This is a genomic window from Pseudomonas sp. TWP3-1 (genome assembly GCF_049896625.1).
Lineage (GTDB): Bacteria > Pseudomonadota > Gammaproteobacteria > Pseudomonadales > Pseudomonadaceae > Aquipseudomonas.
This window is the reverse complement of record NZ_JAFCUQ010000005.1, coordinates 52057-78394: the sequence shown is the minus strand read 5'-3', so window position 1 is coordinate 78394 and position 26338 is coordinate 52057. Positions and strand designations below refer to the sequence as shown.

Below are 26338 nucleotides of genomic sequence, written 5' to 3'. Positions count from 1 at the left end.
GCGGGCGAGGCGCAAGCGCCCCGCCCTGGTATGTCGATCAGAACGCCATGCGCCACTGGCCGGTTACGCCGTGATTGCGGCTGTCGGTGCCGATCTCGCCAGACAGGCCGACGCCCAATGTGTGGCTGTTGGAGACGGCTAGGTCAAGCCCGGTGTCGAGCATCAGACTGTCGCGATCCAGCTCTGCGCCGTAAACGGTGTAGTCGCGGCCGCCCTTGTCCAGACGTTGCCGAGTGCTGGTGTAGGTATCGCCATAAACGTGTTTCCACCCTGCGCTGAATCGCGGGGTCAGGCGCATGCCATTATTCAGCGTACTGACGCTTGCCATGCGCAGGCCGAGGGTGCTGTTGATGTTGCCCTGGGACTGACCATGAACCTTGAGCGCCGCATCTCCACCTTTCTCGGTGTAGCCGTCGCGCTGATAGCGTTGATAACCGAGACTGGCGAACGGTTCGATGATGGTGTCTCGCTGGCCGAGGTTGTAGCCCATTTCGGCGAAGGCCTGCTGGGTGCTTGCGTCATAGCTGCCCTTGAGGCGATTGCTGAAACGGTCGAACTCGACTTTGCGTTTGGTCCGGCCTTCATGGCTGCTCCAGTTCGCGCCGAGCCGCAGTGAGACCGGACCGCTTTGACGCAAGGCGTATGCGCCCAAGTGCCAACTGTTCAGGTCGCCGTCCAGTTCACGGCTGTCCATGCGCGTGTTTGAGTTTCCGCCGAGCAATCCCAGACGCCACTCCTCATCGACACGCCAGTCCGCACCGAGCAGAAGGCCCTTTGTGGAATGCTGCATCGGCTCGAAGTCGCGATCGAGTTTGCCGCCGTGGCCGAGGGCTTGCAGCCAGACCCTGCCGGAGTCAGCTTTTCCGGCCGCGTGGCGCGGAGATTCTTTCTGGGTCCCGTGGATTCCATCGAGTTGGTGCATGGCCGATAACATGCTGGCGCTGACCGGCGCGACACCGCTCAAAGTCGCCTTGGACAAGTTGGCGTTGCCACTGCCGGCCAGTTGTTCGAGGGCGATTGCCGCCGTGGATTTACTGGTCGTGAGCAAAGCCGCAACCGCCGTGTTTGTCGGGGCGACTGGAGCGGAACTGGCGGCTGAGACGGATTGGATGGCTGAGATTGGCGCCGCGCTGGAGGGTGGTCGCTGAACCTGCGCGGGTTTCCCGGGCTGACTTTGCTCTGGGGTTTGCGCAGTTACGGGAGGCACTGGATCCTTCGCTGTGGGCGGACTTTCCTGAGTGTCGGCTAACGTCTGTTGCGGCGGTGCTGGCGGCGCCTCAATGCTCTCGGCAACAGCGCTGGCGTTTTCCGTGGTAGCGGCTTCTTCAAGGCGCACATCGTTGCGGGTGTAAGACAGACCGACACGCTTGGGATCGTCGTAATCGAGGGTCGGAGTCATGTAGGCCAGATTATTCTCGACCGTACCGAACCGTCCCTCGACATTGCCAGCCACAAGAATCGTATGTTGGCTGCTTTGCGGGTAGTCGCCGGCACTGACCAGTCTCAGGGTCGCATCGCCCAGTACGGCAGTGCCGTCGACGATGATGGTCGGGCTGTCGCCGGCGGCATCGACGGAATACGCGAGGACGGCAGAGCTTGCCAGCGTCAAATCACCCTTGACCCTCGGTGCTCCGTACACCTCATCCACGGAAAAGCGTCCGCGGACATTCAGACCACCGACCTCGCCATTACCGGCGAAATGACCGTTCTCATGCACATCCACGGTGCCTGCAATGTTTCCCGAGTGGGTGAGATCGCCACCGGACTGCACGAACACGCCGCGTTCGATCATGCCTTTGTTGATCAATATGCCTTCAGTGACCGCGTCGCCGAGGATGGTTCCTTCATTTGTCAGCTGGGCTTTGGAGTGGACCAGTACACCGCCGGTGAAATCTGCAGGGCCTTTGCGCGTCCAGTCACCTTGCTTGACCTCCAGTCCCAGGAAGTTATGCGACTCGCCAAGCTTTCCGCCCTTGGGGCCGTCGAGCTGAATAAGGTTGTCGCCACCGCCACCGTCAATCACTCCGGAATAGCTGGCTCGAGATTTCACGCTAATCAGATCGTTCGCTTCACCCGCTTTCAGCAGGAAACCGTCGACGACCTTTGTCGCGTTCTTGATCTCATGAGAGACCTTATCAGGGTCATTGCTAACGGTATCGAACGCCGATCTCAGTTGCACAGGCACCTGGCCGGCCGGCATTTCAGGCTCGAGAGCGGTCTCTTGCGCCAGAGAGATTCCGGCGTAGCCAAGCGTCAGTGTGATCGCAACAGCCAGTTGGTGAAGTCGGTATGTATGTCGAGCAAGCATCGGTTCAACCTCCGTGTTGGGGAGGTCGAACTTTAAGACGGGACCTGTAGACGCCGATGTCAGGCCGTTCTGCCAATCCTGCGGGGTTCGGCGACTGGATCGGGAGGAAAGCAGCTCGTTAGTTTCAAAAAGCCGCTTTTACTTCGATGAAGCGCTGCCTTTGCCTACAGCCCGCGCTGAAATATTGATTGGCGAATCATTGGGAGCTCTACTACTCACTGCGCTTCAGCCTGCGTAGGTTTCGAAAACTGACAAACTCGACCATGTGGGTATATCTGCATTATTTTGCGTCTACTATGGGGTTGAGTCAGATAAATCTGCATTTTGTTGCACATATGCGCGTAGTTTTTGGCTGTGTGTGCACTATATTGCGTACGCAGCCTTTGAAACGCTTCGACCGCACTAGATGCAAGTAGGAAAATATGTACGACCTGACATTACAAATCTTCGCGGCCGGCCCAAACCCAGCCTCTGGATGCAGCGCTTTGATCGCAGCGTAACGAACGGGGAAGTCACGCGTTTTGCCGTCGAGTCAATTTACTCGCTGGCTGAGGTGACTACGCCGGGAAGTGCGATGAACCATATGGATGTCATTCGTATGCTCGCCGGACTCTGGCGTGACGCAGGCCAAGGGAGTCAGATTCCGGCTCTGGTGGCGGACTATCTACGTCGGGATCTGATCAACAAAGTTCTCGGCAACTCGGACAACCATGGTCGCAACACCGCAATCATTCGCGATGTGGATTCGTTTCGCTTGGCACCCATATATGACTTGGCGCCTATGGTCATGGATGACGAAGGGGTGACCCGCACCACAAAATGGCCAAGAGATCTGGAGAGGGCCGGAGATGTCGATTGGCGAGGCGTTTGCCGCGCATTGGCGGACATAACCGATCCGGATGACCCATTGGCTGCATTATCTGATTCGCCGGATTCTTTCGAGCGTTTACGCGAGGATGCCGAACGCTTGGCGGCGCTCCCGGACATTTTGACCGCCAGCGGCTTGCCTGACCGGACAATGAATCACCCAGGCGTTCACCTGAAAAATCTGGAGCAACGTTTGAAAGAGTGGGATTTGAAATGAGCATGACTGTCGCCGAGCGCACTCTGCTCATTGAAAGCATTCAAGAGGGATTGGCTCAAGGGGCGCTAGAGATTGGTGAAGCCGTTCGGCGTTTGCGCGTGGAAGTGACTGGGTTGCATCAGACTCAATTCGCCAAGATGTGCAAAATCTCGGTGCGCACGCTGGTGCATATCGAGCACGGAGAAGGCAATCAGACGCTGAAATCATTAAATGCCGTATTCCGCCCATTCGGGTTGAAGATGGGCGTGGTGCGGATTCGCCGTGATAACAGTTGAACCCGCAACGCACTTAATTTCGATCCAGTTTCAGGCGCGGCACTCAACCAACCCTTTCACCTGCCCCGACGCCGTCTGATTCTCATCGCTCAGCCACCGCTCAAACCCTGCCGCAATCGCCGGCCATTCCGAGTCCAGAATCGAGTACCACGCGGTATCGCGGTTCTGGCCCTTGACCACCATGTGCTGGCGGAACACGCCCTCGAAGCTGAAACCCAGACGTTCGGCGGCATATTTGGAGCGGGCGTTGGCGTTGTTGCATTTCCACTCAAGGCGACGGTAGCCCGTGGCGAAGGATTCCTTGGCCAGCAGATAAACCGCTTCGGTGCTTTTCGGCGAGCGCTGCATCGGCGCGCCGAAGGTCACGTGGCCGATTTCGATGCGGCCGTGCGCCGGGATGATCGACATCAGGCTGAGGAGGCCCTGCACCTGGCCGCTGGCGCGGTCGATCACGCTGAAGAAATACGGGTCGCTGTTGGCCGCGTGGTTGTTCAGCCAGTCGTTGAAGACGCTGCGTTCCGGGAACGGGCCGTAGGGCAAGTAATCCCAGAGTTTCGGGTCGGCGCCGGGGCCTTGCAAAGCGTTGAACAAGTCGTCGCCGTGGCGCGTCGGGTCGAGTTTTTCCAGGCGGATGAAGCGGCCTTCGAGCAGGGTGGCCGAGGGCGGCGGGGCGCCTTTCCAGTCGGCGGGAGAAATTGTCATGTGCAGCACTCCTTAAATGGCTTTGCGAAACTGGATGAAACCCGGGCGCTCGGCGATGCGCTCGTAGAGCTGGATCGCGGTGGTGTTGGTTTCGTGGGTCAGCCAGTGCACCTTGCAGCAACCGTCGGCCTTGGCCGTGGCGTAAACGTGTTCGATCAGCAGGCGCCCGACGCCGGTGCCGCGAGTTTGCACTTCGACCAGCAGGTCTTGCAGGTAGCAGGAGTTTTCGATGCTCCAGTTCGAGCGATGGTAGATGTAATGCACCATGCCTAGCGCTTTGCCGTCGGCCCAGGCGAGCGCGGCGTGGGTCGGTTCGCTTGGGTCGAGAAAGCGTTGCCAGGTGCTCTGTGTAACCGGTTCGGGCAGCTCGGTGTTGTAGAAACGCAGGTAAGCCTGCCACAGCGGTAGCCAGGCGGCGTAATCGTCGGTCGTGACCTGGCGGATATCGATCTGACTCATGCTGGTTTCCTTAACGCATCAAACGGGAGAGGGTTTGGTCGGTGAGATCGGGGCTGGCGGCCAGCCCTTCGCGCACGCCGGCGATGTCTTCGGCACTGCGGTTCTGGCTGAGCTTGCGCTTGCCTTCGAGGCGCTCGATGGGGATCGCAAAGCCGACAATGGCCTTGAGCATGCCGTCGATGTAATCGGCGGGCGCGTCGGCCACTGACCATGGTTGGGCGCGACCGGCCTCATGGCGGTCGGTGAGGGTGCTGACGATGTCGAGCAGTCGCCCGCCATCGCTGAAGGTTTCAGCGTGGCCGTAGGCGTGCACGGCGATGTAGTTCCAGGTCGGCACGACTTTGCCGTGCTCGGCCTTGCTCGGGTAAAAGCCCGGGCTGACGTAGGCGTCGGGGCCGGTAAAAATCAGCATGGCTTCGGCGCCGTCGCGCAGGTCCTTCCACTGTGGATTGGCCTTGGCCAGATGCCCGTAGAGCGTGCCGTTCTCGCCTTGTTCACAGTGCAGCAGCACCGGCACATGGCTGGCTTGCAGGCCTTGCTCACCGTGGGTGACGAGAATGGCGAGGCGGCTGGCGAGAATCAGTTCGTGCAGTTGGGACAACTCATCGATAGCAAAAGCGCGCGGCGTATACATGCAGAAATTTCCCTTGGCGAATGGCCCCATCCTAGGCAGGCTATTGGTCTGTTGTAAGAGCCATTGATGACCAATTTCATAGGTCCATTGTCATGCCCGATTCGTCCACGCTGTCGATGCCATTCAATCCGGCGGGTATCGAACTCGACCGCCGCAAAGGCCTTAGTCTGCAGCTCTATCAAGCGTTGCGCCTGCGTGTGCTGGACGGTCGCCTCGTTAGCGGCACGCGACTGCCTGCCAGTCGTGATCTGGCGGCAGCGCTGAGTATTTCGCGCAACAGCGTCGTCCGTGCCTACGACCAACTGTATGCCGAGGGCTTCATCGAAGGACGGGTTGGTGACGGGACTTATGTCGCTCAGTTGCCGCAATCAGGACTCGCGGCAAAAAAACTATCCACAAAACTGTCCACAGGCTTTTCAACAGGCTTACCCACAGCCTTATCCACAATTTCGGCTAATTCCACTGGGATTCCATCCAGTAAAGTTATCCACAGTGGTGCGTTGCAGCGTCTCGAAAACAACCATTTATCGACGCCGCCGACGGGGCCACCGCGCGCATTTCGCGTCGGCATTCCGGCCTTCGATCTGTTCCCGTTCGACGTCTGGGCCAAGCTCAACGCGGGGTTCTGGCGCAAACCGGATTTGCAGCAGCTGTGTTACGGCGATCCGGCCGGTGATGCACGTCTGCGCGGACTGATCGCGGCCTATTTACGCAGCTCACGCGGGATGCAGTGTTCGGCTGAGCAAATTGTGATCACCAGTGGCGCACAGCAGGGAATAAGCCTTTGTGCACAGCTGCTTGTCGAGCCCGGCGCAGGTGTGGCAATCGAGAATCCCGGCTATCGCGCGGCCGGTCATGCATTCGCGGTCGCGGGTGGGCGATTGCGCGCAATTGCGGTGGACGAGGAGGGCATTGATTGCGCCGCGCTGGCCGCCGCCGAGGATTGCCGGGTGGCCTATGTCACGCCGTCTCACCAGTACCCGACTGGCGTGGTGATGAGTCTGGCGCGGCGTCTGGAATTACTCGCGTGGGCCGAGCGCACTCGTGGCTGGATCGTCGAGGACGACTACGACGGCGAATATCGCTACACCGGCGCACCTTTGGCGCCGCTGGCCGCGCTGGATCGCCAAGGCCGCGTGCTGTACGTCGGGACGTTTGGCAAAGTCGCGTTCCCGGCGCTGCGTCTGGGCTATCTGGTGCTGCCGCCGGGGTTGGTGCAAGCGTTTTCCCAGCGGCGTGCGGTGGATGTCCGGCATTCGGAAGTGAGCACTCAGGCAGTGATGGCCGAATTCATGGCCGCCGGGCACTTCCAGCGACACATTCGGCGCATGCGCCGGGCGGCACTGAGCCGCCGTAATGCCTTGCTCAGCGGTTGGCCGCAAGATCTGGCCGGCGTCGGCAGCTTGCCGGCGGTGTCTGCCGGGTTGCACCTGACGGTGCAAGTCGACAGCGTGGCCCGCGAGCAACAGTTGATCGCGCAAGCCGCCAGCGTCGATGTGGAGATCAATGGTTTGAGCAGTTACTGGTTGCCAGATTCGACAACCCCAGTTGATCAGCGCGCCGGTCTGGTATTGGGTTTTGCGGCGGTGCCGGAGCCGGCAATCGAGTCGGCTCTGGCACGCTTGCGTGAGGTCTGGCGCGGATAGTCAGGGTTTCGCCGCGTGCGGTTTTAGAAACAGGTCGCGCACCTGCGGGTCGACGATCCGCCGTAGCGCATTGTCCACGGCGTCGAAGCTGTTCAGTGTCTGGCGTGTCTTCGCATCAAGTGTCAGCAGATACGCATCGGCGAATTTCAGATGAGCAGCCGTGTACGCATCGTCCGCGTCGGTCATGTGTTCGTAGTGGAAGTGCGCCACCCACAACGGCTTGCCGCCGTTGGCCTGGTCGAGAATCCGGTACTCCTGAAAGTAATCCCCGCGATGGCGGGTGCGAATACGCCCGCGTTCGTCCTTGACCACCTCGACCTGTGCATTGCTCTGCAACCAATGGAAATACGCTTCCCGAGGTTTACGTTGCTTGAGCATTGCCGCGTAGGTGGTGATGCCATCGGCATGGGTGCGAGTCGCGCCTTCGCGCAAATCGTCGCTGAGGGACGCAATGGGCAGTGGATCCGCTTTGCTCACGCTTCGTCTGGCGATTGCCATGTCGACGTCACTCGCGGTCTGCTTCAGCCGTGCGACTTGCTGTTCGAACAGGTCGCGAATATCGGCCGGGATGCGCCCTGGTCGCCGGGCATCTTCGCGGGTCTTGCGGTTGAAGTCGTCGATGTGCAGATTGAGCTCCATCGCTGCTGAAATCAGCTCTATGTCATCGCTAGGCGCGGTTGGTCTGGGCCGTTGCGAGGGGAGTTTGACGAACGCAGTTTTTTCGTCCGAATCGCTGCTCTGAGAGCCTGAAGAGTTTTCGCCGGTGTCCGGGCGCGGGCGGCTTTTGCTGACTTTCACCCGAGGCTGTGAAGTGGAGGGCTGCGGTTCAGGCTTGACGGGTGCGGGCAGTTGCTCCTGCTCGGGCAGTTCGGCGATCAGGCGTTCGCGCGCCAGGGCGTGGAATTCGTCGATCAGCGTGCGGACCCGGTCGAGCCGCGCTTGAATAAACATCTTGGGGTACGCGGCGGGCAGTTGGACGATGCGCTCGTCGAGGCTGGCGAACAGATCGTTCCACTGTGACAACTGCTCGATGCGCCCGGCTTGCCCGGCGGAGCCCACAGCGGTTTTGCTCAGCAGGATCAGCTCATGGGCGGCGTCTGCAGCATTGGCGGTGATGATGCCGATCGCCTCACGCGCGGCGAGCATCGCGGGGCCAGGTTGCTCGTTGACCGAGCGTTCATAGGACATGCCGATTTCATTGGCTTTGAGATCGAGCGGACCGAAGTCCGGCAGTAGACCGATCAGTTTTGCCGCGACCGTTTTGGCTTTGCCCGAGTGGCTGCTCAGCACTTGCGCGGAGCGATAGAGCGTCTCTAGAGTGCCAATCATCGCGTCACTCAGCGGTATCGCCGCATTGGCAATCTCGATGTGCTCGCTGCGAGGAATAGCAATCTGCCGGGTCGTGCTGTCGATGAGTTTTTGTGTCGCATTGGCGTACATGCGCATTTTCACCCGCAGCCACGACCCCAGGCAGCGATGCTGCTCCGCCGTCAGGCGCATCAGTTGTGACTGGTGCAGCAACGCAGCGCCTCCCGCGTTGTGCCAGATATCCAGTTGCTCGAGCGCTGCGGTGTAGTCGCTGCCGAGCTTCATGGCCTGATCCAGATAGCGCGTGGCGGGTGGCGTAAATCCGGCTTCAGTGGTGACGCTCGGCAGGGACACGAGGGCGTGCAGGAGTTGGCGTTTTTCTTCTGGCTCGCGTTGGGCAAATTGCTCCAGTGCGGTCCATGCGCTATTCATCCGTTGTTCCTTGGCGCGCCGCAGAGCCTCGATCCGGCCCTTGGGCATGCCGCCGCGCAAGCGCAACTTCGGGTCCCAGTGCCAGCGCCCGGCAGTGCTGTCGTATTTGATCGACATGCCGCTGCGTAACGGATTGCCCGGATCGACGATGTACACCAGCGTTTCCTCAATTGCCGCCACCTGGAACCAGCGGCTGCCGACCGGGGTGCAGGTTTTGCCGTCGAGCGTGTAGAGATGGGTGACTGGAGATGCACTTTTTCCACTGAGATCCGGCAAAGGTATCTTGAAGCTTTCGAGCATGGCCAAAAAGCGCGCGCTGGAATCGGGCCGCAGCAAGGTTCCGGGTTCGAGCTGTGTGAGATGGCCGACGGGCAGATCGCCGACGATGGCTACCGGGTCGAGCGTGACGGCAGGTGTGACCGTTGGTGAAGGCAGAGCCGGATGGTCGGCCAGATCTTCGGTTTCAGGCGATAGCTCGACAATCTCCTGGACGGCTTTCAGGTGCGGCAGCAACGAGCGGTTGCGCCGTGCGACAGCGTGTTGCGTGAGAATCATGCCCAACGTCAGCAGCACATCGGCAGTGGATTGCCAGACCACGATGTTATCGTCGCGCTCGTGGGCATCGATGGCCTGCTGGATCTGCGTGATGGTCTGCCAGACCCAGACAGCGGTGCCCGCCGCGCCGCTCATGAAGTTTGCGGCCACGTTGAACAGCGCCCAGCCGCTGTCTGCCGCCAGCGCCCAGCGCCGCTCGCTATTGGACTGCGACTGACGGTCGGCGAGTTCGACCAGGGCCTGACTGTTGGCGCTGTGCAGCGCTGCGAGGATGTCACCGGTGAGGGGCGCGTTGGCGAGGTCGATCGGGCCGGTCAGATCCAGGTGCATGAACGGCTCGACGGCCAACTGCGTGACGATCCAGGGCGAGGGCAGGCCCGTCGAGAAAACGTACTGCGAGTACTCGAAGCTCAGTGCTGCACTGCCCAGCCAGGCAATTACCGAATTACGTAATTCGCCGGGCTGGTAGAGCGCGTACATCAGATTTTGCAGGGAGGCAAATTGCATCAACGGCATGTCGAGCATCGGCCGGTACAGCAAGCAGGGACCTTGACGGTGGTCTCGCGGACAGATGACGAACATGTTGGTGACGGTGTCTACGCGCCCGCTCATTCGCCGACGCGGAGCGAAGGCCAGCGGCCGGATGGTCACCGGATGTTCGGCATCCGGCTGTTTGCTGGTGATCGAATCCATCAATTGGCAGACGTAGCCGTAACCCCGCTCATCGATGCCGCCCTGCCGTTTGAGTTTGTATTCAAGTGCCAGTAACGGCAGCAGCGTCGGCAGTTGGCGCAGGTAGCGGGTCTTTTGCCTGGCTGCGCGGACCGCATCGTCAATGAGGGTACGTTTGATCAGTTGCGGGTATTGGCCTCCGATGTCGACCTCCTGCGCCTTGGCGGTCAGAAAATCGACTGTCAGCCAGCCCGGTACCGCACGTGCATCGGTGAAGGCAACGGTGGCTTGATACGGCGCAGCATTCTGCAGGGCGAATTCACCGAGGGTTTCGCGCACCCGGTCAAACGGATTGGGCAGAGTGAAGCCGGCCGTTTCCAAGCTGTTGGTTACCGTGATCCGCAAGTGTTCCAGCGGCAGGTCGGCGGCACCTTCGGCGGTTTTATCGGCGATGATCGCCTCGCGCATTTTCTCTTCGGCGTACGGCTTGATCAGGGGGATGTCGTCATCAGTGTTGTCCGCGTCTTCGCGCAATGTCCCCAGGTCGGCGATGCAGGCGCTGTAGGCTTGCAGGTCATGGATGGAGCCAGCGTGCAGCCAGCCGGGAATGGCCTGCTCCAGCTGCTCGACGCGCGCTCGTTCAACCGGGTTGAAGCGGGCGCGGTTCTGCTGGCCGGAACCGGCACGGGCAGCAATGGACTGACTGCCGGGATCCAGTGCTTCAATGGCCCCCAACTGATTGGCCACCAGCGCCTGGGAGACGGCGTCGAAAACATTCCCTGCGGGTTCGATCAGGCGCCATTTGAAGGATCGGCCGGACAGATCGGGGTCCAGTCTCCCGGGCAGGGACTCGCCCAGCGCTGTCAGTGAGTCAAACGACTCATAGCCATCGGCGACGGTGTACATCAGGAACCGCTCGCGCTTCTTCACCGTCGCCGTCAGCACCAGCGCTCCGGCGATGAGCAGGTGCACGGTGTCGCTGCCATCCATCAGGTCGATGTCCAGCAGGCAGGCGCGTGGCCCGGCGAAATCGCTGCTTTTCGGGCGTTCGGCCTTGTCAGGGTGTTGCGCAACAAATCGCGCCAGTGCGCAGTCGTCGGCATCCCAGCCGCTGGCCGATTGCACGTCCGCGGCCGCGCACAACAAGTCGGACAGCTCCTGCCAGCGCGGTTGTTTGCTCGCCGACTGATTCCAGTAATCGAGTTGGCGCTGCTGATATTCAAGGAACAGGAACGGTGCGTGATCGTTCATCAGTGCGGTGACGTCATCCATGCTGACCGCCAGATGAATCGGCGGATTCGCTTTGGGCGTGAGCGTCAGAAAGTGCTCGCCTTCAATGTAATCGGCGGTGGTCTTGAGCACGCTGTGCTGGATGAAGGCATGGGTCAGTGACTGCAAGTCGAAAGCCTGGGTGTTCATCTGTGCTGCACGCATGTCGCGCAAAGGTGTCGCGAGCATCGTACGTTCCGGGTCGATGAGCAGTTCGGGGTAGCGTTTGAGCAACGCTTCCTGGAGCAGCGCTGTCGCGACCTGATGCAAAGAGAAGCCGCGACCGGTGAGTTCGACCAGGCGACTTTGTTTGAGCAGCGGCGCAGTGACGGACGGGGTCATGATTTTGTCCCGTGGGAGGAGGTGGACGGCGTGGCCGTTTCAGGTGTGAAAAACAGCGAAGCGGCCAGTGCGCGGCTGATCTCGCTGCGATAAATGGCGATCAGCTCCTGGGTGGCGCTGTCGCGATCGACCTGGCCGCCGAGCAGTCTTTGCGCCGCAGTTTTCAAATGCGCGGCGGTGAAGGACCCGGCGGGGTCGGTGGCATTGGCGTAGTGGAAGTGCGCGTACCACAACACCTTGCGGGTCTTGTGATCGAGCACTTCGTACTCATCCAGATAATCTCTGCCCGGCCCCTTGAGTCGACGTCTGGCGGTGGATCTGGCGATGTCGACTTCACCTTTGCTCTTGAGCCATTCAACTCGCGCCGCAGTCGGCGGTTGCTCCTTGACCATGCGGATTCGGGTACTGCGGCCGGTGTCGTAAAGTTCGCTGGCGGCGCTGGTGAGGGTGTCGCGCAATGTGGTGGCCGCGTCGTTGCGCTCTTCTGTGCGGTTGCTCGCCAGCAGCGCCTTGTCGATGGCCTTGACCACGTCGCCGAGACGCGCGGCGTGCTGGTTATAGATCTCCTGGATATCCACCGGAATTCGTTGTGCACGGCTGACGTGCGCTTGCGTGCGGCGTTTGAAATCCGCGAGACCATCAAGCAGCGCCTGCCCGTTCGTGAGGCTGTCGGCCAGTGTGGCCGGAGTTTTTTTCGGCCCAGCGGACGCTGTAACTCTGCGCAGCCAGACTCCCGGGGTTTTCTGGTGAAAAGTGGCGATCACCTTGCCGGTCAGTGGCGCTTTCACGTCCACCAGATCAGTGTCCTGGCCGTCAGCACCTTGGCGCGACTCACCGACAACCGTGCCTTTGTAGCGGGTCTTGATGATTCTTTTTACGGGCGCCGCTGCAGGTTTCGATGGGCCGGGTGTCGGCTCGATCAGACGCCGCTCCTGCAACAAACGGGTCAGTTCAGACACCGCGTCCTGACTGAATTCGGCTACGCGTACGCGGATATGCTCGAGCCGATCGCCGATGATCTGTTGCGGGTATTCAATCGCCAGATCGCTGAAGCGTTGATCGATGGTGGAAAACTGCTGCGCCAGATTGTCCATCGCCTCAGTGCGTTCGCTCAGGTTATGCCAACTCTCATCACCGCTCAGATCCAGCGCACTGCGGATGTTGACGCTGGCGTCGTTGATCAGCTGGTCGAGTGCGTTGCGTGCCTGTGCTACGTATTGCGTCGTTTCCTCCTTCAGGCACGTTTGCTCGGCCAGGGTGATCTGTAGCAATTTCAAATCATTGAGGCTGAACTGCGGAAGTTTCGCCTTGCGCTCACGGCTGATCTCGCATGCCTCCTTGCCGAGCAGACCGAGCTCTTCAAGACGCGATTGCGCGAGTTGCAGTTTTTCGATGATCCCCTGAGTCAGGTCAGCCATTTTTTCGAAGTGCGCCGAGCGCCCGGGTTGCGGCGCTGACGCTTCTTCGTCCAAAAGCTTGAGGGTTGCGTGCAAGCTGTCGCGAAAGTCCTTCGAGCGCTGATCAAGCCAGGATTGCGCCAGAAACAGCTGGTGCGACAGCCGCTCGACCATGGCCGCGCGATAGCTGGGGACACTCTCCAGAGCGTTCAGCGCCTTCAGTTGCTCGGTGTGGTCGGCGTACTCCCTGAGCTGGGAATCGAGGGTTTGCAGGAAGTAATCGCGCGCGCCGTCAACGGCTGCCGGCTGTGCTGACAGCATCGCCTGCCGGGCATTGAGCAACTGGGCCTGCCTGGCGTCCAAAGTTGCGTCGAAGGCTGATATTTCGGCCTTTTTCTGGCTCAGACGTTGTTTGTTGTCTTGCTGCATCTGCTTGCGCCTGCTGCCCAGTCCACCGCCGCGCAAGCGCAGTCGCAGATCGATGAACCACAGGCCTTTGGCGTCATGCGTCAGCAGCGGCCCGTTGCGCACCGGTTGCTGCCGCGAATCGATAATCTGCACCTGCTCATCGTCGTTGAGCCTCACCTCGAACCAGCGTTCGCCGACGGGCGCGTACCACTTTCGCAGATGGGCATAGAGGTGGCGGTGCACACCGTCAATGGCGGGGCTGGCGAGCCCTTCGGGTTTTTCGACTTTCAGTGTGTCGAGCAGCGTCGCCAGCAGCGGACGCGAGCGACTCAGCGCGCCGATGGTGAGCAGCGAGGTTTCATGCGCCGTGGGAAATTCCGCGCCACTGACGTCTGCCAGTTGCGTCACCGTGAGCGTCCGGGCAATGGCCTTTGGCGGTGGCGTGATGGCTGTCGGGCGCCGTGCCTGGCGGCTCGATGCCGCGCGGTGCGCGAGCACCGTGCCGAGGGTCAGGAGTAAATCGGTCAGGGCCGACCAGTCGACAGCGCCGGGCTGTTCATTGCGTGCGTCGATCAATGCTTGCAGGTCATCCATGATCTGCCAGATCCACGCGGCCGTACCGATACTGCGCCCCAAAAACGGCAAGGCCGCGTTGAACAGCATCCAGCTCCCGCGTTTGAGTGTGGCCCAGCGCGCTTCGGCGTTGGACACCGATTGCCGGTCGGCTTGAGTGATCAGGGCTTGCACGTTGGCGTCGAACAGCGTTGTCAGCACATCGGTTTCGATGACGTTGTTGTCGGCCAGAGTGACTGCGCCGGTCATGTCCAGCGCGATGGTCGGATCGACCAGCAATTGCGGCACGATCCACACGGAAGGCAGGGTCGCGGGGAACACGTATTGTGAGTAATTGAAGCGCACGCTGTCGGGTAGCCAGGCCAGCACCGCTTGTTTGAGTGTGCGCGAATGTTTGATCGCATACAGCAGATTGGTCCGGCTCGGATACTGCAGCAATGGCGGGTCGAGCAGCGGTCTGTAAAGCAGGCACGGGCCCTTGTCTGCCTGACGTGGCCCGATGACGAACATGTTGGCCACGGTGTCGACCGTGTCGTTGCTGCGATGGGCCATGAACGCCAGCGGGCGGATCACGATGGGCTGGCCATCCACCTCGCGGGCACTCGCGTCAGTGGCAAACGCGGCGACGACATAACGGTAACCTCGCTCGTCCAGCCGTGCTTCACCGCGGATTTTGTACTGCAGCGCGAGCAATGCCAGTTCAATCGGCAACTGATGGGCATACAGCTGACGCAGGGCAGGCGCTTCGCTCGGGTCGTCGATCAGCCGGCGTTTGAGCATCGCCGGATAAGTGCGTCCGATGTCGACAGCCGTCACCAGGGTTTCAAGATAATCGGCCGTCAGCCAGCCGGGAATCGGCGTGCCGTCGACATGGCGCACGGTTTTGATTCCCGTCGGCAGCCCGGCAAGGTTTTGCAGTGCCAGTTCGCTGAGTGACAGGGTCAGGGTGTCCATCTGCCCGGGCAAAACGAATGTGCCCCACACCACCAGGCTGGTGATGGTGATCTCGATGTTTTCGACCTGAATAGCTGCCGTCGCCGGATGATCCTGGCGAATCCTTGTGGTCAGCGCCTCCACCGTAAAGGCGTGGAGACTGCTGACCTCGCGCTGAAAGGTTTTGCCCTTGTTGCGGTTTTGCACAACCGCCAGATCAAGCAAGTGGCGGCTGTAGCAGGCCTGATCAGCGGCGGATGCGCGGTCCAGCCAGCGCGGGAGCAATGGTCGCAGTTGTTCGAAATACTCCTCTGGCTGCACGGCCGTTGGCAGATCGGTTACCTCGTCGGCCACAGCGCTGGTGCCGACGGATGGAGAGACACCGAACGAGCCGATGACATCCGTATCCAGCGCTATCAGCGTACGGGCTTGATAATCGAAGAAATTGCCTTGCGGCTCGAACAGTCGCCATTGCAGATGATTGGCCTGAGTGTTGTTTTCCAGCAGTTTGACCAGAGCCTTGCCGAGCGCATCGAGCGAATCAAAGTGGCGAAATCCCTGGGTGATCGAGTGCGTGGCGATCAGCGTGCGTTGACCCGAGGTCCCCACCAGCACCGCGATGGGCAGCACGTCCAGGTGCGTGCGTTCGGTGGTGTCATCGCGGTCGATGTCGATCAGGCAGGCGCGAATCTTCAACTTGTCGTCGGGCAGCCGCTGTTGCTTGTCGGGAAAGCGGTACACCGCCGCGGCCATGGCCAGTTGCTCGGCGTCCCAGCCCTTGGCATCGGTAATGTTCCACACATTGCGCAAGGCATCCGAGAGTTGATACCAGCGCGGTTGTCCGGGGCTGGTGGCGGTGTTCCAGTAGTCGACCTGTTGTTCCTGATAGGCCACGAACAGCAGCGTGGCGAGCTCGTTGATCAGGCGCCCGACCGCATCGATTTGCACCGGCAGATGCAGGGCCGACCCACCGCCCGTTTGCTGGGTGAGGAAATGCTCACCATCGAACCAGGTCACGCTGCTGCCGTAGATGCCAAGTCGCACCAACACGTCGGTGAGTGATTCAAACCAGTCGGGGCCGGCTGCGACGTGATCTCCCTCAATGTTCCATGTGGGCGTCGCAACCATTGCCAGCTGCGGATCAATGTCGAGATTCGGATACAAAGTTTTTAACGCGTGACGCAAGGTATTCGCGGCGGTGTCCCTGAGCGTAGGCCCGGACACCAGTTGGGTCTGCAGATCGATGACGTCAGGCTTGGAGATTGCGGGCATGGCCGTTCCTTCTCTGTCGGTGGCGGCGCTCACCAACAACGCCGGAGTCGGAGCAGACTAGAATCCCGGCCACGGCCCGGTGCGGTACATAGATATCGCAGGCAAAAAAAGACCCGCTAATGCGGGTCCTGGTCTGATGGGGAGAGCGGCTTCAGCTGACGGACTGGCCTTCAAAACCTTGCAGCACGTTCACCGCATTGATGCCGATTTCTTCTACCGCGTAACCGCCCTCCATGACGAACAGCGCAGGTTTACCGAGCGCGGCGATGCGTTGGCCCATGGCGAGATAATCCGGGCTGTCGAGCTTGAACTGCGAGATCGGATCATCCTTGAACGTATCGACACCCAGCGACACGACGATGACGTCGGCGTCGTAACTTTCGATCTCTTTGCAGGCCTGCTCCAGCGCGGCGCTCCAGGTTTCCCAGCCAGAACCGGCCGGCAGCGGATAGTTGAAGTTGAAGCCCTCGCCCGGACCTTCGCCCGGCTCGTCTTCATAACCGAGGAAGAATGGAAATTCTGCTTCCGGGTGGCCATGAATCGACGTGAACAGCACGTCGTTGCGCGCGTAGAAAATCGACTGGGTGCCGTTGCCGTGGTGATAGTCGACGTCGAGGATCGCGACTTTCCTGTGGCCCTGATCGAGGAACGCCTGCGCGGCAATCGCGGCGTTGTTCAGGTAGCAATAACCGCCCATCAAATCTGCGGCGGCGTGGTGTCCCGGTGGACGACAGAGGGCGAAAGCCGCGCGCGCGCCACGCTGGATCTCGGCCTGTGCGGTCAACGCCACTTGCGCCGCGCTGTACGCCGCTTGCCAGGTGCCGGCGGTGATCGGTGCGCCGCCGTCGAAGCTGTAATAGCCGAGCTGGCCGTGCAGGCTGACCGGTTTTATCGCGCGCAAGGTGCGTGTCGGCCATGTGTAGGGCAACAAGTCGCCGTCAGTGTTGAATTCGGTCCAGCGTGCCCAGGCACCTTTGAAGAAGTCGAGATAGTCACGGCTGTGAATACGTTCGATCGGCCCGAGACCGAAATCCTGCGGCGCCGCGACCGGGCCGAGGTTTTGCTCCTTCACCCGTTGCAGCACATGGTCGGCACGCGAGGGCATCTCGAAGCACGGCTTGAGCTGGCCATCGATCAGTTCGCAGCGGCCGTGGTGCAGGTGGTGATCGTCCGAGTAGATCGTCAGCATTTGTTGTTCTCCGCAGGGCTGATTCGGTGGCCTGTAGTGTCGCGGCGGATGCTGATTCGGAGAACGGCAGGAGCGGCCAAAAGGGGATTGATCTGGCCAAAACCGCTGACCGGAATTCGCCCCGCTTCGCGCAGAGCCGGCGCCCCTGCGCAGGGCGCCGCAGGAGGCTTCAGCGGCCGGTTACGGCCTTGTGTGCCTCGGGTGCATGGCGCTCGAGAGCTTCCAGCAGGTCCGGTCGTTGACGTTGACCGATGACTTTGCGCAGTTCACTGTAGGCGTCTGCCGAGCACTCTCGGCCCAAAGTCGGGTCGGCACCCTTGTTCAGCATCAAGGTAAACAGTTCAAGCGTCTGCTGCTGATTGAGCGCAAGTCCCAGCTCTTCGCGAGGCGCCTGACTGGCCAGCAGGAACAAGGCTGACTGGGTTCGGTCGCCTTCAGTGCAGCGTCCTCTTGGATAGACCAGATTGAGCTTTGCACCCGCTTCGACCAGACGTTTTGCCGCCGGGTAATTGTTGCGATAAATCGCTTCGTACAGCGCGGTTTTCTGCTCTCTGTCCTCGCGCCGATCAAGGTCTTGTGGATAGTTGAGCAGCCAGTTGAACGCTGCAGAGTCTTTGACTGAAGCTCGCTGCATCAGCAGGGTTTGGCCGCTTGCGTCAGGCTCGTCGATGGCTGCACCAGCGGCCAGTAGAAATTGCGTGCGCTGCGCCCTCTCGGGGTTGGCGTCAGCCTTGATGTCTTTGTTGAATGCCTGCATCACCAGCGGTTCGCTGCCATTGATTCCGCTGGTCGCAGCGCCACGTTCAAGCAACAGACGCGCAATCGGGAAATTCGGCGCGTCCAGTGCACGCAGCAGGGCACTGCGGCCATCCTCGCCCAGGGTCTTGGCTTGAAGGCCGCTGTCGAGCAGTTGCCGCACGCGCGGTTCGTCCTGATTGTCGACAGCCTCAATCAACGGCCACTGGGCCTGGCAGGCCTGCGGGTCGGCCTGGGTGAGGCCGAGATTTTTCAGTACACGCTCAGGAACACTCAGATTGCGTTGCAGACGCAGCCCACAGTAGATCCGGTAATACTCCTGCGCCAATGCGTATTGCGTGGTGTAGGCCGGTGACTTTTCATAGGCCTTCCACGCTTGGTCCGCGAGGTTCAGATACACCGGAATGCGTTGCGGTGCGCGCCGTACAACCTCCAATAACCATTGCCGTGAACCCTCGTCCGGCGCCAGTTGGCTCTTCCAGTAGGCAATGTCATTGAGCTGGCCGATGAATTCCGGCTGATCGGCACCGATGCGGCGAAAGTCCTGATTCAAGAACAGCTCATCGACTTTCTTCAGTCCCGGCCCTTTGTCGCTGGCCGTGCTCAGTTGCCGATGCAGCTCCCAAAGTTGCAGGGCGCCGTCGCCGGCAAGGTATGGTCGCGGATCGACTTCGATGCTCAGCGGTGCGTCGGGCACGCGGTAGCGCATGGCGTTGCGGGCGCCTTCGATGCCCTTGAGCCAAGAGTCGAGCACTGGGGCAGGGGTGTCCTGCAACGGCTGGAATGACAACAGGTGATCGTTGCGCACCCGACCCAGGGCGAGCAGCGGCGTGCCGGGTGCGCGCCAGTCGATCAGCAGATAGCGCTTGCTTTCCCAGCCGTTGGTTTTGGCGCACTCGAAACTCAGGGTATCGACCACGATGCCGGGCGCGATATCGGTGCGCGCAGCCGACGTGCCCAGATTCAGATACTGAAACTCAGTGATGCAACTGCGAAACTCGTCGCCGCTGAGCAGCGGGATCGGCCCCAGTTTATGCAGGCGCTCGCGGTAGTCCTGATCGCGATAGACGTTCAGGTAGAACAGACCACGAAAGCCGCTGAGCAAACCCGCGAGCGGCGTTGCAACACCGGGCGTTTCGGCGGCGGCTGGAATCGGGATGATGGTGCGGGCGTACTCGGGTGCATCGACCACAGCTTTGGGGGGCAGCCCCCACCAGTTCAGTTCAATGGCATTGGCGGCCATCGGCAGGTTGAGCAGAACAGCGAGCAGGACAAGGTGCGGAGATAAACGAAGAACGGCCATCAAGCTAAAACGCCAGCGACATTAATTGGCCGCGTAATGTAGTGCAGTCGGCCGCGCGCTGCGTGATTTATCTCAAGGCCTGAACTGACTCGGCGCCACGCCGCTCCAGCGCACGAATGCATGGCGGAAACTTGCGGTCTCGCTGAAGCCCAGGGTTTCGGCGATGCGGTAGATCGGCAGATGCTCTTCGCAGAGCATTTGCTTGGCGCGTTCGAAGCGTAATTCGTCGAGCAGTTCCTGATAGCTGCACCCCAGATCCTTGAGGTGCCGGCGTAGCGTGCGCGGTGAGCACTTCATCTGTTGCGCCAGACCTTCCAGCCCCGGTGCGGCGTTGAGTTGTGCGCCAAGCAACTGGCGAATCCGCCCCAGCCACGCCTGGCGGCCGGTGAACTCGGTGTTCTGCTTGCGACAGCGTTCGGCCATGGCCTGATGGGTAATGACGTCGGCCAGCGGCAACGGCTGATCGAGCCAGCGCCGGTCGAAGGCGAAGGCGTTGTCCTTGGCCGCGAAGTGCAGCGGGCAGGCGAAGTGTTCGGCGTAGCTGTCGCGGTAGTCCGGCGCGGCGTGTTCGAAGCGGGTGGCGAGCAGTGGCAGCGCGTGCCCAAGCAGGTCGTCGCAAATGACCTTCAGCGAGACCAGACAGAATTCGGCATTGAACACCGCCATCGCCGGGCTCTCGCGATAATCGGCCGCGACGAACCAGACGCGCTCGCCGTCGTCCTCAAGACTCAGCTCGAAAAGTGTTCCCAACAGCGCCGGATAACGGATCGCCAAGCGCAAAGCGTCACCGAAGGTGGCACTGGTGAGCAGTGCATAACCGAGCATGCCGTAGGACGAAACATGCATGCGCCGCCCCAGTTCGAGGCCGATGTCACGCTTGAGCGCGACTGCGTTGGCGCAGACCTGCATCTCCTGATTGGTGGTGATGCGTGTATCGGCACGGCTCAGATCCGCCGCACTGATGCCGCTGCCGGCCAGCAACGCCTCGCTGGACAGGCCTTGGGCCTTGAAGGTGTTGAGCACCAGCGAGACGGCGTTGAGGGTCGTGAGGTGGGAGTGGAGCATGGGCGACTTCCAGCCTTGGGATGACTGGAACGCAGCAAGTTATATGCCGGAAGATATCCTGGTGGGGGCTAGCCTGCTGGCTCCCACCTGGGGATCGTGTTGTGTCAGATGAGTTCGCCGCACAGGTCGAGTTCGACCAGTCGGCGTACTTCAGCGGTTGCAAGCCCCGCGCCGAGCAATCCATGCAATTTGCCAAACGCCGCCTCACGGGTCATGCCGCCACCGGACAACACGCCAACCCCGCGCAAACGGCTGCCAGCCTCGTACACATCCAGTTCAACCCCGCCTTCATGGCACTGCGTCACCGCAACCACCACCACGCCGCTGTCCCGCGCACGGCCGAGGCTGGCGAGGAATTCGGGATTGTCGCTCGGCCCGGTGCCGCTGCCGTAGCACTCCAGCACCAGCCCCTGAATGCCGCTGTCGAGCAAGCCATCCAGAACTCCGGCGCTGATACCGGGGAACAACGGCAGAACCGCGACGTTCGCCAATTGCTTGGGCTGGTTGTAGTTCAGCGCGGCTGGCACGGACGCAGCTTTCACGCCGCCACCCTGACGCTCCAGACGTTTGAACGGGTGCCGACCAAAACTGCGCACTTTCGCGCAGCGAGTCGGTGCCAGCAGTTCACCGTGGAAGTACAAATGCACGCCCGGCGCCAGGCCCTGGCCGAGGGCGACCAGTGCGCCTCCAAGGTTTTCCCAGGCATCGCTGTCGGTGACCCCGGCCGGCAGCATCGAACCGGTGAAGCACACGCGGGCATGCAGGCCGAGCAATTGAAAACTCATGGCTGCCGCGCTGTACGCCAAGGTGTCGGTGCCGTGCAGGATCAGCACGCTGTCGCAGCCCTGCACATCCACCGCATCGACCACCGCTTCACGCAGTTGCTGCCAATAGGCCGGTGTCATGTTGGCGCTGTCGATCAGCGGCGACATCTCACGGAAACGCCACTGCGGCAGCACCAGCTCAGGCTGGCTGTGCAGGTAATCGCGCATCCGCGCTTCGAAACCGGAGGCCGGGGCCAGGCCGTTGGCGCTGGCCTGCATGCCGATGGTGCCGCCGGTGTAGAGCACCATGACGTGCTGAGCGGCAGGGTAGGTCGAGGAATTCATGGGGAGTTCTCCTGAACGATGACAGCGTGCGGTCGAGCATGACGCCGACCACACGCTGTGTCACGCCGGGCGCGTGGAGTGCGCCCGGTTTTTACCCGATCAGCGTTGCGCTGCGGGTACGCCTTGCGGCTGTTTTTCAGTCTTGGTGACAGCCGGCGGATTGGCTGGCCAGGCTTTCAGATCCAGGTCCAGATCCGGGAACTTGCTCGAATCAAACACCGGGGTCTTGATGCCCGCTGCGCGCTGGTCATCGTAGTCACGCAGGATGCGCATGCCGACCTTGAACAGCATGAACAGCGCGATCAGGTTGACGAACGCCAGCATGGTCATCGTGATGTCGGCGAACGCGAACACGGTGCCGAGGTTTTCGATGGCGCCCCAGAAGATCAACACCAGTACCAATGCGCGGTAGCCGATCAGCGCCTTGCGGTTTTCACCGATCAGGAAGCGCAGGTTGCTCTCGCCCAGGTAGTAGTTGTAGAGGATTGAGGTAAACACGAACAACGCCAGTGCGACCGAGATGAACATGCGGCCCCAGTCACCGACCACGGCGGCCAGCGAGTTCTGGGTCAAGGCAATGCCGTCGCCTTCGAAGCCCGGGGTGTAGAAACCCGAGAGCAGGATCAGCAACGCGGTGCAGGTGCAGATCACGAAGGTGTCGAGGAACACGCTGAACGCCTGAACCACGCCTTGCGCAACCGGGTGTTCAACCGAAGCCACGGCGGCCACGTTTGGCGCACTGCCCAGACCCGCTTCGTTGGCGAACACGCCACGCTTCACGCCCATCACGATGGCGCTGCCGATCAGACCGCCGAACGCCGGGTCGAGACCGAAGGCGCTTTTGACGATCGTCATCAACATGGCCGGCACGTGGTCGAATTGCAGCACGATCACGTAAACGGTCACGCCGATGTAGACCAGGGTTTTCACCGGCACCAGCAGGTCAGCGACCTTGGCGATGCGCTTGATCCCGCCGATGAACACCAGGCCCAGCAACACCGCCAGACCGAGGCCGGTGTAGGTAGTGTCGAGACCGAAGGCGTTGTTCAGCGAGTGCGTCACGGCGTGAGCTTGCAGGCCGTTGAAGGCGAAACCGAAGGTCACCAGCAACAGGAACGCCATGACCATACCCAACCAGCGCTTCTGCAGACCGTGCTGGATGTAGTAGGACGGGCCGCCACGGTAGGTGCCGTCGGCATCCGTACGTTTGTAGAGCTGGCCGAGGGAGCATTCGAAGAAGCTGCTGGACATGCCGACCAGTGCGGTCACCCACATCCAGAACACCGCACCTGGCCCACCGAGGGTCACGGCGATGCCGACACCGGCGATGTTGCCTGCACCGACGCGGCCGGCGAGGCTGAGCATCAGGGCCTGGAACGAGCTGAGTTGCCCGGCGCTGCTTTTCAGGCTGTCGCGGAACACCGCGAACATGTGGAAGAAGTGGCGCAATTGAACGAAACGCGAGCGAATCGTGAAGTAGCTACCGAGCCCGACAATGAGCACGATCAGTACTTTCCCTGAGAGGAAGTCGTTGATGACTTCGAGCATGGATTTTTCCTCGCTGTTTTTTGTGTAAGCAAATTCTGGATGTTCAGAAACATCGCGTTACACCGGTCTGCGCGCGGCACGACAGGCGAGGCGAGGGTTTCGTCCCGGATCCATTTCGCGGGTTTGTTATTAGTTCGGGTTTCGCATGGGTTGTGGCCTCGTTACCGACGACCGCTCACGCGAAGAGGGGCGGCACTATACCGATCAGTGCGGCGCCCGTCTGCACGGTAGTGGTGCAAGCGACGAAACGAGGTGCTGCAAAATCAACAGATCGCAGCCTTCGGCAGCCTCTACAGGTGTACGTCAAACTCTGTAGGAGCTGCCGAAGGCTGCGATCTTGGCGGTATCAAAAACACAAGTCATTCAGAGGCATATCCCGCAAACAAGTTAAAAAAAAGGGCTTGGAGACTGAGTCCCCAAGCCCTCAAAAGGTGAGAGGTGTCTAGTCCCTCGACCTGGTGAGCGGTGCTACCAATAACGCGTCGGCTCAGGCTTTGAGCGGAACCAGACGCGGAGCAATCATGTTTTCCGGGCGCAGGATGTCGGCGAGCATGGCTTCGTCGAGCAGGCCTTCTTCGCGCACCAGTTCCAGCACGCCGCGGCCGCTGGCCAGAGCGAGGCCGGCGATACGCGTGGCGTTTTTGTAGCCGATGTACGGGTTCAGTGCGGTAACCAGACCAATCGAGTGTTCGACCAGTTCGCGGCAGCGCGCTTCGTTGGCGGTGATGCCGACGATGCAGTGCTCACGCAGCATGTCCATGGCGCGTTGCAGCAGACGGATCGAGTCGAAGATCTTGAAGGCGATCAGCGGCTCCATCACGTTCAATTGCAGTTGGCCGCCTTCGGCCGCCATGGTCAGGGCCAGGTCGTTACCGATGACCTGGAACGCCACCTGGTTCACGGCTTCCGGGATAACCGGGTTGACCTTGCCAGGCATGATCGAGCTGCCGGGCTGACGTGCCGGCAGGTTGATTTCGTTGATGCCGGTGCGCGGGCCGCTGGACAGCAGACGCAGGTCGTTGCAGATCTTCGACAGCTTGACCGCGGTGCGCTTGAGCATGCCGGAGAACAGCACGAAGGCGCCCATGTCGGAAGTGGCTTCGATCAGGTCGGCCGCTGGCACCAGCGGTTGACCGCTGATCAGTGCCAGACGCTCGACAGCCAGTGCCTGATAGCGCGGGTCGGCGTTGATGCCGGTGCCGATCGCGGTACCGCCCAGGTTGACTTCAGTCAGCAGTTCCGGGGCCAGCGTCTTCAGACGGGCCAGGTCTTCGCCCATGGTGGTAGCGAAAGCACGGAATTCCTGGCCGAGGGTCATCGGCACGGCGTCTTGCAGCTGGGTACGACCCATCTTCAGGACGTGGTTGAATTCTTGACCCTTGGCTGCGAATGCCTGAATCAGGCTGTCGAGGCTGGCCAGCAGCGCGTCGTGACCCAGCAGCAGACCCAGACGGATCGCGGTCGGGTAGGCGTCGTTGGTCGACTGCGCCATGTTCACGTCGTCGTTCGGGTGCAGGTACTGGTATTCGCCTTTCTGGTGACCCATGGCCTCCAGTGCGATGTTGGCGATCACTTCGTTGGCATTCATGTTGGTCGAAGTGCCAGCGCCGCCCTGAATCATGTCCACCACGAACTCTTCGTGGAAATCGCCGCGGATCAAACGTGCACAGGCTTCGCTGATGGCAGCGTGTTTGGCTTCGCTCAGGTGACCCAGCTCACGGTTGGCGTCAGCGGCGGCCTGTTTGACCATCGCCAGGCCAACAACCAGTTTCGGGTAATGCGAAATCGGAACGCCCGAGAGGCGGAAGTTGTTCACCGCTCGCAGGGTCTGGATGCCGTAATACGCTTGAGCCGGTACTTCGAGGGCGCCAAGCAGGTCGTTTTCTGTGCGGAATGATGCAGCGGAGGACATGATGGAAATCATCTCGATATGGACCCGGTCTGTGCCGGAACGCTGCGAATGCTAGGCTTGTGGGAAATTTTGGGCCAATGCTGTTAAGCGCTGCCCTATGCATATTCGGCATAATGCCCGTGTGACGCCGCGTGTGCGGCAGACGTGTGACCTGTTTTGGTGCGTGTCCGGGAGGACAGGATGAATCTGGAAAGCAAATGGCTCGAGGACTTCAGTGCTCTGGCCGCCACCCGCAGCTTCTCGCAAGCAGCGGAGCGCCGCTTCGTGACGCAACCGGCGTTCAGTCGGCGCATTCGTAGTCTAGAAGCGGCGCTGGGGCTGACGCTGGTCAATCGCTCGCGCACGCCGATCGAACTGACGGCGGCGGGGCAGTTGTTTCTGGTGACCGCGCGCACCGTGGTCGAACAGCTCGGTGAAGTGCTGCGGCATCTGCATCATCTGGAGGGCGGGCAGGGCGAGGTGATTCAAGTGGCGGCGGCGCACTCGCTGGCATTGGGCTTCTTTCCGCGCTGGATCGCACAACTGCGCAACGACGGACTGAACATCGCCACGCGGTTGGTGGCAACCAACGTAGGCGATGCGGTCCACGCGCTGCGTGAAGGTGGCTGCGATCTGATGCTGGCCTTCTACGACCCGGACGCAGCGATGCAGATGGACCCGGAGATCTTTCCGTCGCTGCATCTGGGCCAGACCGAAATGCTTCCGGTGTGCGCGGCGGACGCCGATGGCAAGCCGTTGTTCGATCTCGAAGGCGAGCACAGTGTGCCGCTGCTGGCTTACAGCGCCGGGGCGTTTCTCGGTCGTTCGGTCAACGGTTTGCTACGCCAGCGTGGACTGCGCTTTACCACCATCTATGAAACCGCGATGGCCGACAGCCTTAAGAGCATGGCGCTTGAAGGTCTCGGCATCGCCTGGGTGCCACAACTGAGCGTGCGCAATGAACTCGCCCGTGGCGAACTGGTGGTCTGTGGCGGTCCGCAATGGCATGTGCCGCTGGAGATTCGCCTGTATCGCTGCGCGCTGGTGCGCAAGGCCAATGTGCGGTTGTTGTGGCGCAAGTTGGAGGGCGGTGCGGCGAGCGGTAATAACTGAGTGAAAGAAAGCAGAGGCGCAAGTTGTTTCTCGCCTCTGCCTGGCCGCTGGAAGAGCGCTCAGTCGCTGTTGACCAAAAGGGCTGTGTTTCCAGG

General features: G+C 61.0%; 15 protein-coding genes and 1 pseudogene. 4 read left to right on the top strand and 12 right to left on the bottom strand.

The features are described from left to right. Nucleotides 1-37 precede the first annotated feature (37 nt). On the bottom strand, nucleotides 38-2308 hold the full coding sequence (locus tag ACP7BN_RS09185; RefSeq protein ID WP_426203399.1) for an autotransporter outer membrane beta-barrel domain-containing protein: 2271 nt from the start codon (nucleotides 2306-2308) through the stop codon (nucleotides 38-40). A gap of 460 nt (nucleotides 2309-2768) precedes the next feature. Here ACP7BN_RS09185 and ACP7BN_RS09180 point away from each other — a divergent pair. Together ACP7BN_RS09180 and ACP7BN_RS09175 are read left to right on the top strand one after the other, a co-directional pair. Next, nucleotides 2769-3392: pseudogene (locus ACP7BN_RS09180) on the top strand (HipA domain-containing protein); the annotation flags it as partial. Further along, complete coding sequence (locus tag ACP7BN_RS09175; RefSeq protein ID WP_426203396.1) at nucleotides 3389-3667, top strand: helix-turn-helix domain-containing protein; 279 nt, start codon at nucleotides 3389-3391, stop codon at nucleotides 3665-3667. The pseudogene ACP7BN_RS09180 and the gene ACP7BN_RS09175, both read left to right, overlap by 4 nt. Nucleotides 3668-3697: 30 nt before the next feature. Here ACP7BN_RS09175 and ACP7BN_RS09170 read toward each other — a convergent pair whose 3' ends face one another. The 3 genes from ACP7BN_RS09170 to ACP7BN_RS09160 are packed head-to-tail and all read right to left on the bottom strand — an operon-like array spanning nucleotide 3698 to nucleotide 5462. Then, nucleotides 3698-4369, bottom strand: a complete 672-nt coding sequence (locus tag ACP7BN_RS09170) for a GNAT family N-acetyltransferase (RefSeq protein ID WP_426203394.1) — start codon at nucleotides 4367-4369, stop codon at nucleotides 3698-3700. A gap of 12 nt (nucleotides 4370-4381) precedes the next feature. Continuing rightward, the gene (locus ACP7BN_RS09165; protein WP_426203392.1) at nucleotides 4382-4828 is read right to left on the bottom strand and encodes a GNAT family N-acetyltransferase; all 447 of its coding nucleotides are present in this window, start codon (nucleotides 4826-4828) and stop codon (nucleotides 4382-4384) included. Nucleotides 4829-4838: 10 nt separating this feature from the next. Beyond that, entirely contained in the window at nucleotides 4839-5462 is a 624-nt protein-coding gene (locus ACP7BN_RS09160; protein WP_426203389.1) for an FMN-binding negative transcriptional regulator, read from the bottom strand. Between the two features lie 92 nt (nucleotides 5463-5554). On the opposite strand from ACP7BN_RS09160, the gene ACP7BN_RS09155 reads away from it, so the two are divergent. Then, a complete protein-coding gene (locus ACP7BN_RS09155) occupies nucleotides 5555-7108 on the top strand; it encodes a PLP-dependent aminotransferase family protein (protein ID WP_426203387.1) in 1554 nt (517 codons plus the stop codon). Here ACP7BN_RS09155 and ACP7BN_RS09150 read toward each other — a convergent pair whose 3' ends face one another. The 8 genes from ACP7BN_RS09150 to ACP7BN_RS09115 form a co-directional block, all read right to left on the bottom strand. Then, nucleotides 7109-11686, bottom strand: a complete 4578-nt coding sequence (locus tag ACP7BN_RS09150; RefSeq protein ID WP_426203385.1) for a dermonecrotic toxin domain-containing protein — start codon at nucleotides 11684-11686, stop codon at nucleotides 7109-7111. Further along, nucleotides 11683-16269 (bottom strand): dermonecrotic toxin domain-containing protein, encoded by a 4587-nt coding sequence (locus ACP7BN_RS09145; RefSeq protein ID WP_426203382.1) that lies wholly within the window; start codon nucleotides 16267-16269, stop codon nucleotides 11683-11685. The genes ACP7BN_RS09150 and ACP7BN_RS09145 overlap by 4 nt, the downstream gene beginning before the upstream one ends. Nucleotides 16270-16420: 151 nt before the next feature. Next, the gene (locus ACP7BN_RS09140; protein ID WP_426203380.1) at nucleotides 16421-17458 is read right to left on the bottom strand and encodes a histone deacetylase family protein; all 1038 of its coding nucleotides are present in this window, start codon (nucleotides 17456-17458) and stop codon (nucleotides 16421-16423) included. Between the two features lie 169 nt (nucleotides 17459-17627). After that, the gene (locus tag ACP7BN_RS09135; protein ID WP_426203379.1) at nucleotides 17628-19517 is read right to left on the bottom strand and encodes an ankyrin repeat domain-containing protein; all 1890 of its coding nucleotides are present in this window, start codon (nucleotides 19515-19517) and stop codon (nucleotides 17628-17630) included. Nucleotides 19518-19589: 72 nt separating this feature from the next. Next, a complete protein-coding gene (locus ACP7BN_RS09130) occupies nucleotides 19590-20582 on the bottom strand; it encodes an AraC family transcriptional regulator (RefSeq protein WP_426203377.1) in 993 nt (330 codons plus the stop codon). 104 nt (nucleotides 20583-20686) lie between these two features. Next, the gene (locus ACP7BN_RS09125) at nucleotides 20687-21691 is read right to left on the bottom strand and encodes an asparaginase (RefSeq protein WP_426203375.1); all 1005 of its coding nucleotides are present in this window, start codon (nucleotides 21689-21691) and stop codon (nucleotides 20687-20689) included. 99 nt (nucleotides 21692-21790) lie between these two features. After that, nucleotides 21791-23239, bottom strand: a complete 1449-nt coding sequence (locus ACP7BN_RS09120; RefSeq protein WP_420649324.1) for an alanine/glycine:cation symporter family protein — start codon at nucleotides 23237-23239, stop codon at nucleotides 21791-21793. A 487-nt stretch (nucleotides 23240-23726) separates the two neighbouring features. Then, nucleotides 23727-25151 carry an aspartate ammonia-lyase gene (locus ACP7BN_RS09115; RefSeq protein ID WP_420649323.1) on the bottom strand — a complete coding sequence of 475 codons (1425 nt, stop codon included), beginning with the start codon at nucleotides 25149-25151 and terminating at the stop codon, nucleotides 23727-23729. Between the two features lie 180 nt (nucleotides 25152-25331). Between ACP7BN_RS09115 and ACP7BN_RS09110 the strand changes: the two genes are divergently transcribed. After that, a complete protein-coding gene (locus ACP7BN_RS09110; RefSeq protein ID WP_426203372.1) occupies nucleotides 25332-26243 on the top strand; it encodes a LysR substrate-binding domain-containing protein in 912 nt (303 codons plus the stop codon). The last annotated feature ends 95 nt before the right edge of the window (nucleotides 26244-26338 follow it).

Coding starts and splice junctions, on each gene's coding strand:
- ACP7BN_RS09185 (WP_426203399.1), bottom strand. CDS start 2,308: ATGCTTGCTCGACATACATACCGACTTCACCAACTGGCTGTTGCGATC.
- ACP7BN_RS09175 (WP_426203396.1), top strand. CDS start 3,389: ATGAGCATGACTGTCGCCGAGCGCACTCTGCTCATTGAAAGCATTCAA.
- ACP7BN_RS09170 (WP_426203394.1), bottom strand. CDS start 4,369: ATGACAATTTCTCCCGCCGACTGGAAAGGCGCCCCGCCGCCCTCGGCC.
- ACP7BN_RS09165 (WP_426203392.1), bottom strand. CDS start 4,828: ATGAGTCAGATCGATATCCGCCAGGTCACGACCGACGATTACGCCGCC.
- ACP7BN_RS09160 (WP_426203389.1), bottom strand. CDS start 5,462: ATGTATACGCCGCGCGCTTTTGCTATCGATGAGTTGTCCCAACTGCAC.
- ACP7BN_RS09155 (WP_426203387.1), top strand. CDS start 5,555: ATGCCCGATTCGTCCACGCTGTCGATGCCATTCAATCCGGCGGGTATC.
- ACP7BN_RS09150 (WP_426203385.1), bottom strand. CDS start 11,686: ATGACCCCGTCCGTCACTGCGCCGCTGCTCAAACAAAGTCGCCTGGTC.
- ACP7BN_RS09145 (WP_426203382.1), bottom strand. CDS start 16,269: ATGCCCGCAATCTCCAAGCCTGACGTCATCGATCTGCAGACCCAACTG.
- ACP7BN_RS09140 (WP_426203380.1), bottom strand. CDS start 17,458: ATGCTGACGATCTACTCGGACGATCACCACCTGCACCACGGCCGCTGC.
- ACP7BN_RS09135 (WP_426203379.1), bottom strand. CDS start 19,517: ATGGCCGTTCTTCGTTTATCTCCGCACCTTGTCCTGCTCGCTGTTCTG.
- ACP7BN_RS09130 (WP_426203377.1), bottom strand. CDS start 20,582: ATGCTCCACTCCCACCTCACGACCCTCAACGCCGTCTCGCTGGTGCTC.
- ACP7BN_RS09125 (WP_426203375.1), bottom strand. CDS start 21,691: ATGAATTCCTCGACCTACCCTGCCGCTCAGCACGTCATGGTGCTCTAC.
- ACP7BN_RS09120 (WP_420649324.1), bottom strand. CDS start 23,239: ATGCTCGAAGTCATCAACGACTTCCTCTCAGGGAAAGTACTGATCGTG.
- ACP7BN_RS09115 (WP_420649323.1), bottom strand. CDS start 25,151: ATGTCCTCCGCTGCATCATTCCGCACAGAAAACGACCTGCTTGGCGCC.
- ACP7BN_RS09110 (WP_426203372.1), top strand. CDS start 25,332: ATGAATCTGGAAAGCAAATGGCTCGAGGACTTCAGTGCTCTGGCCGCC.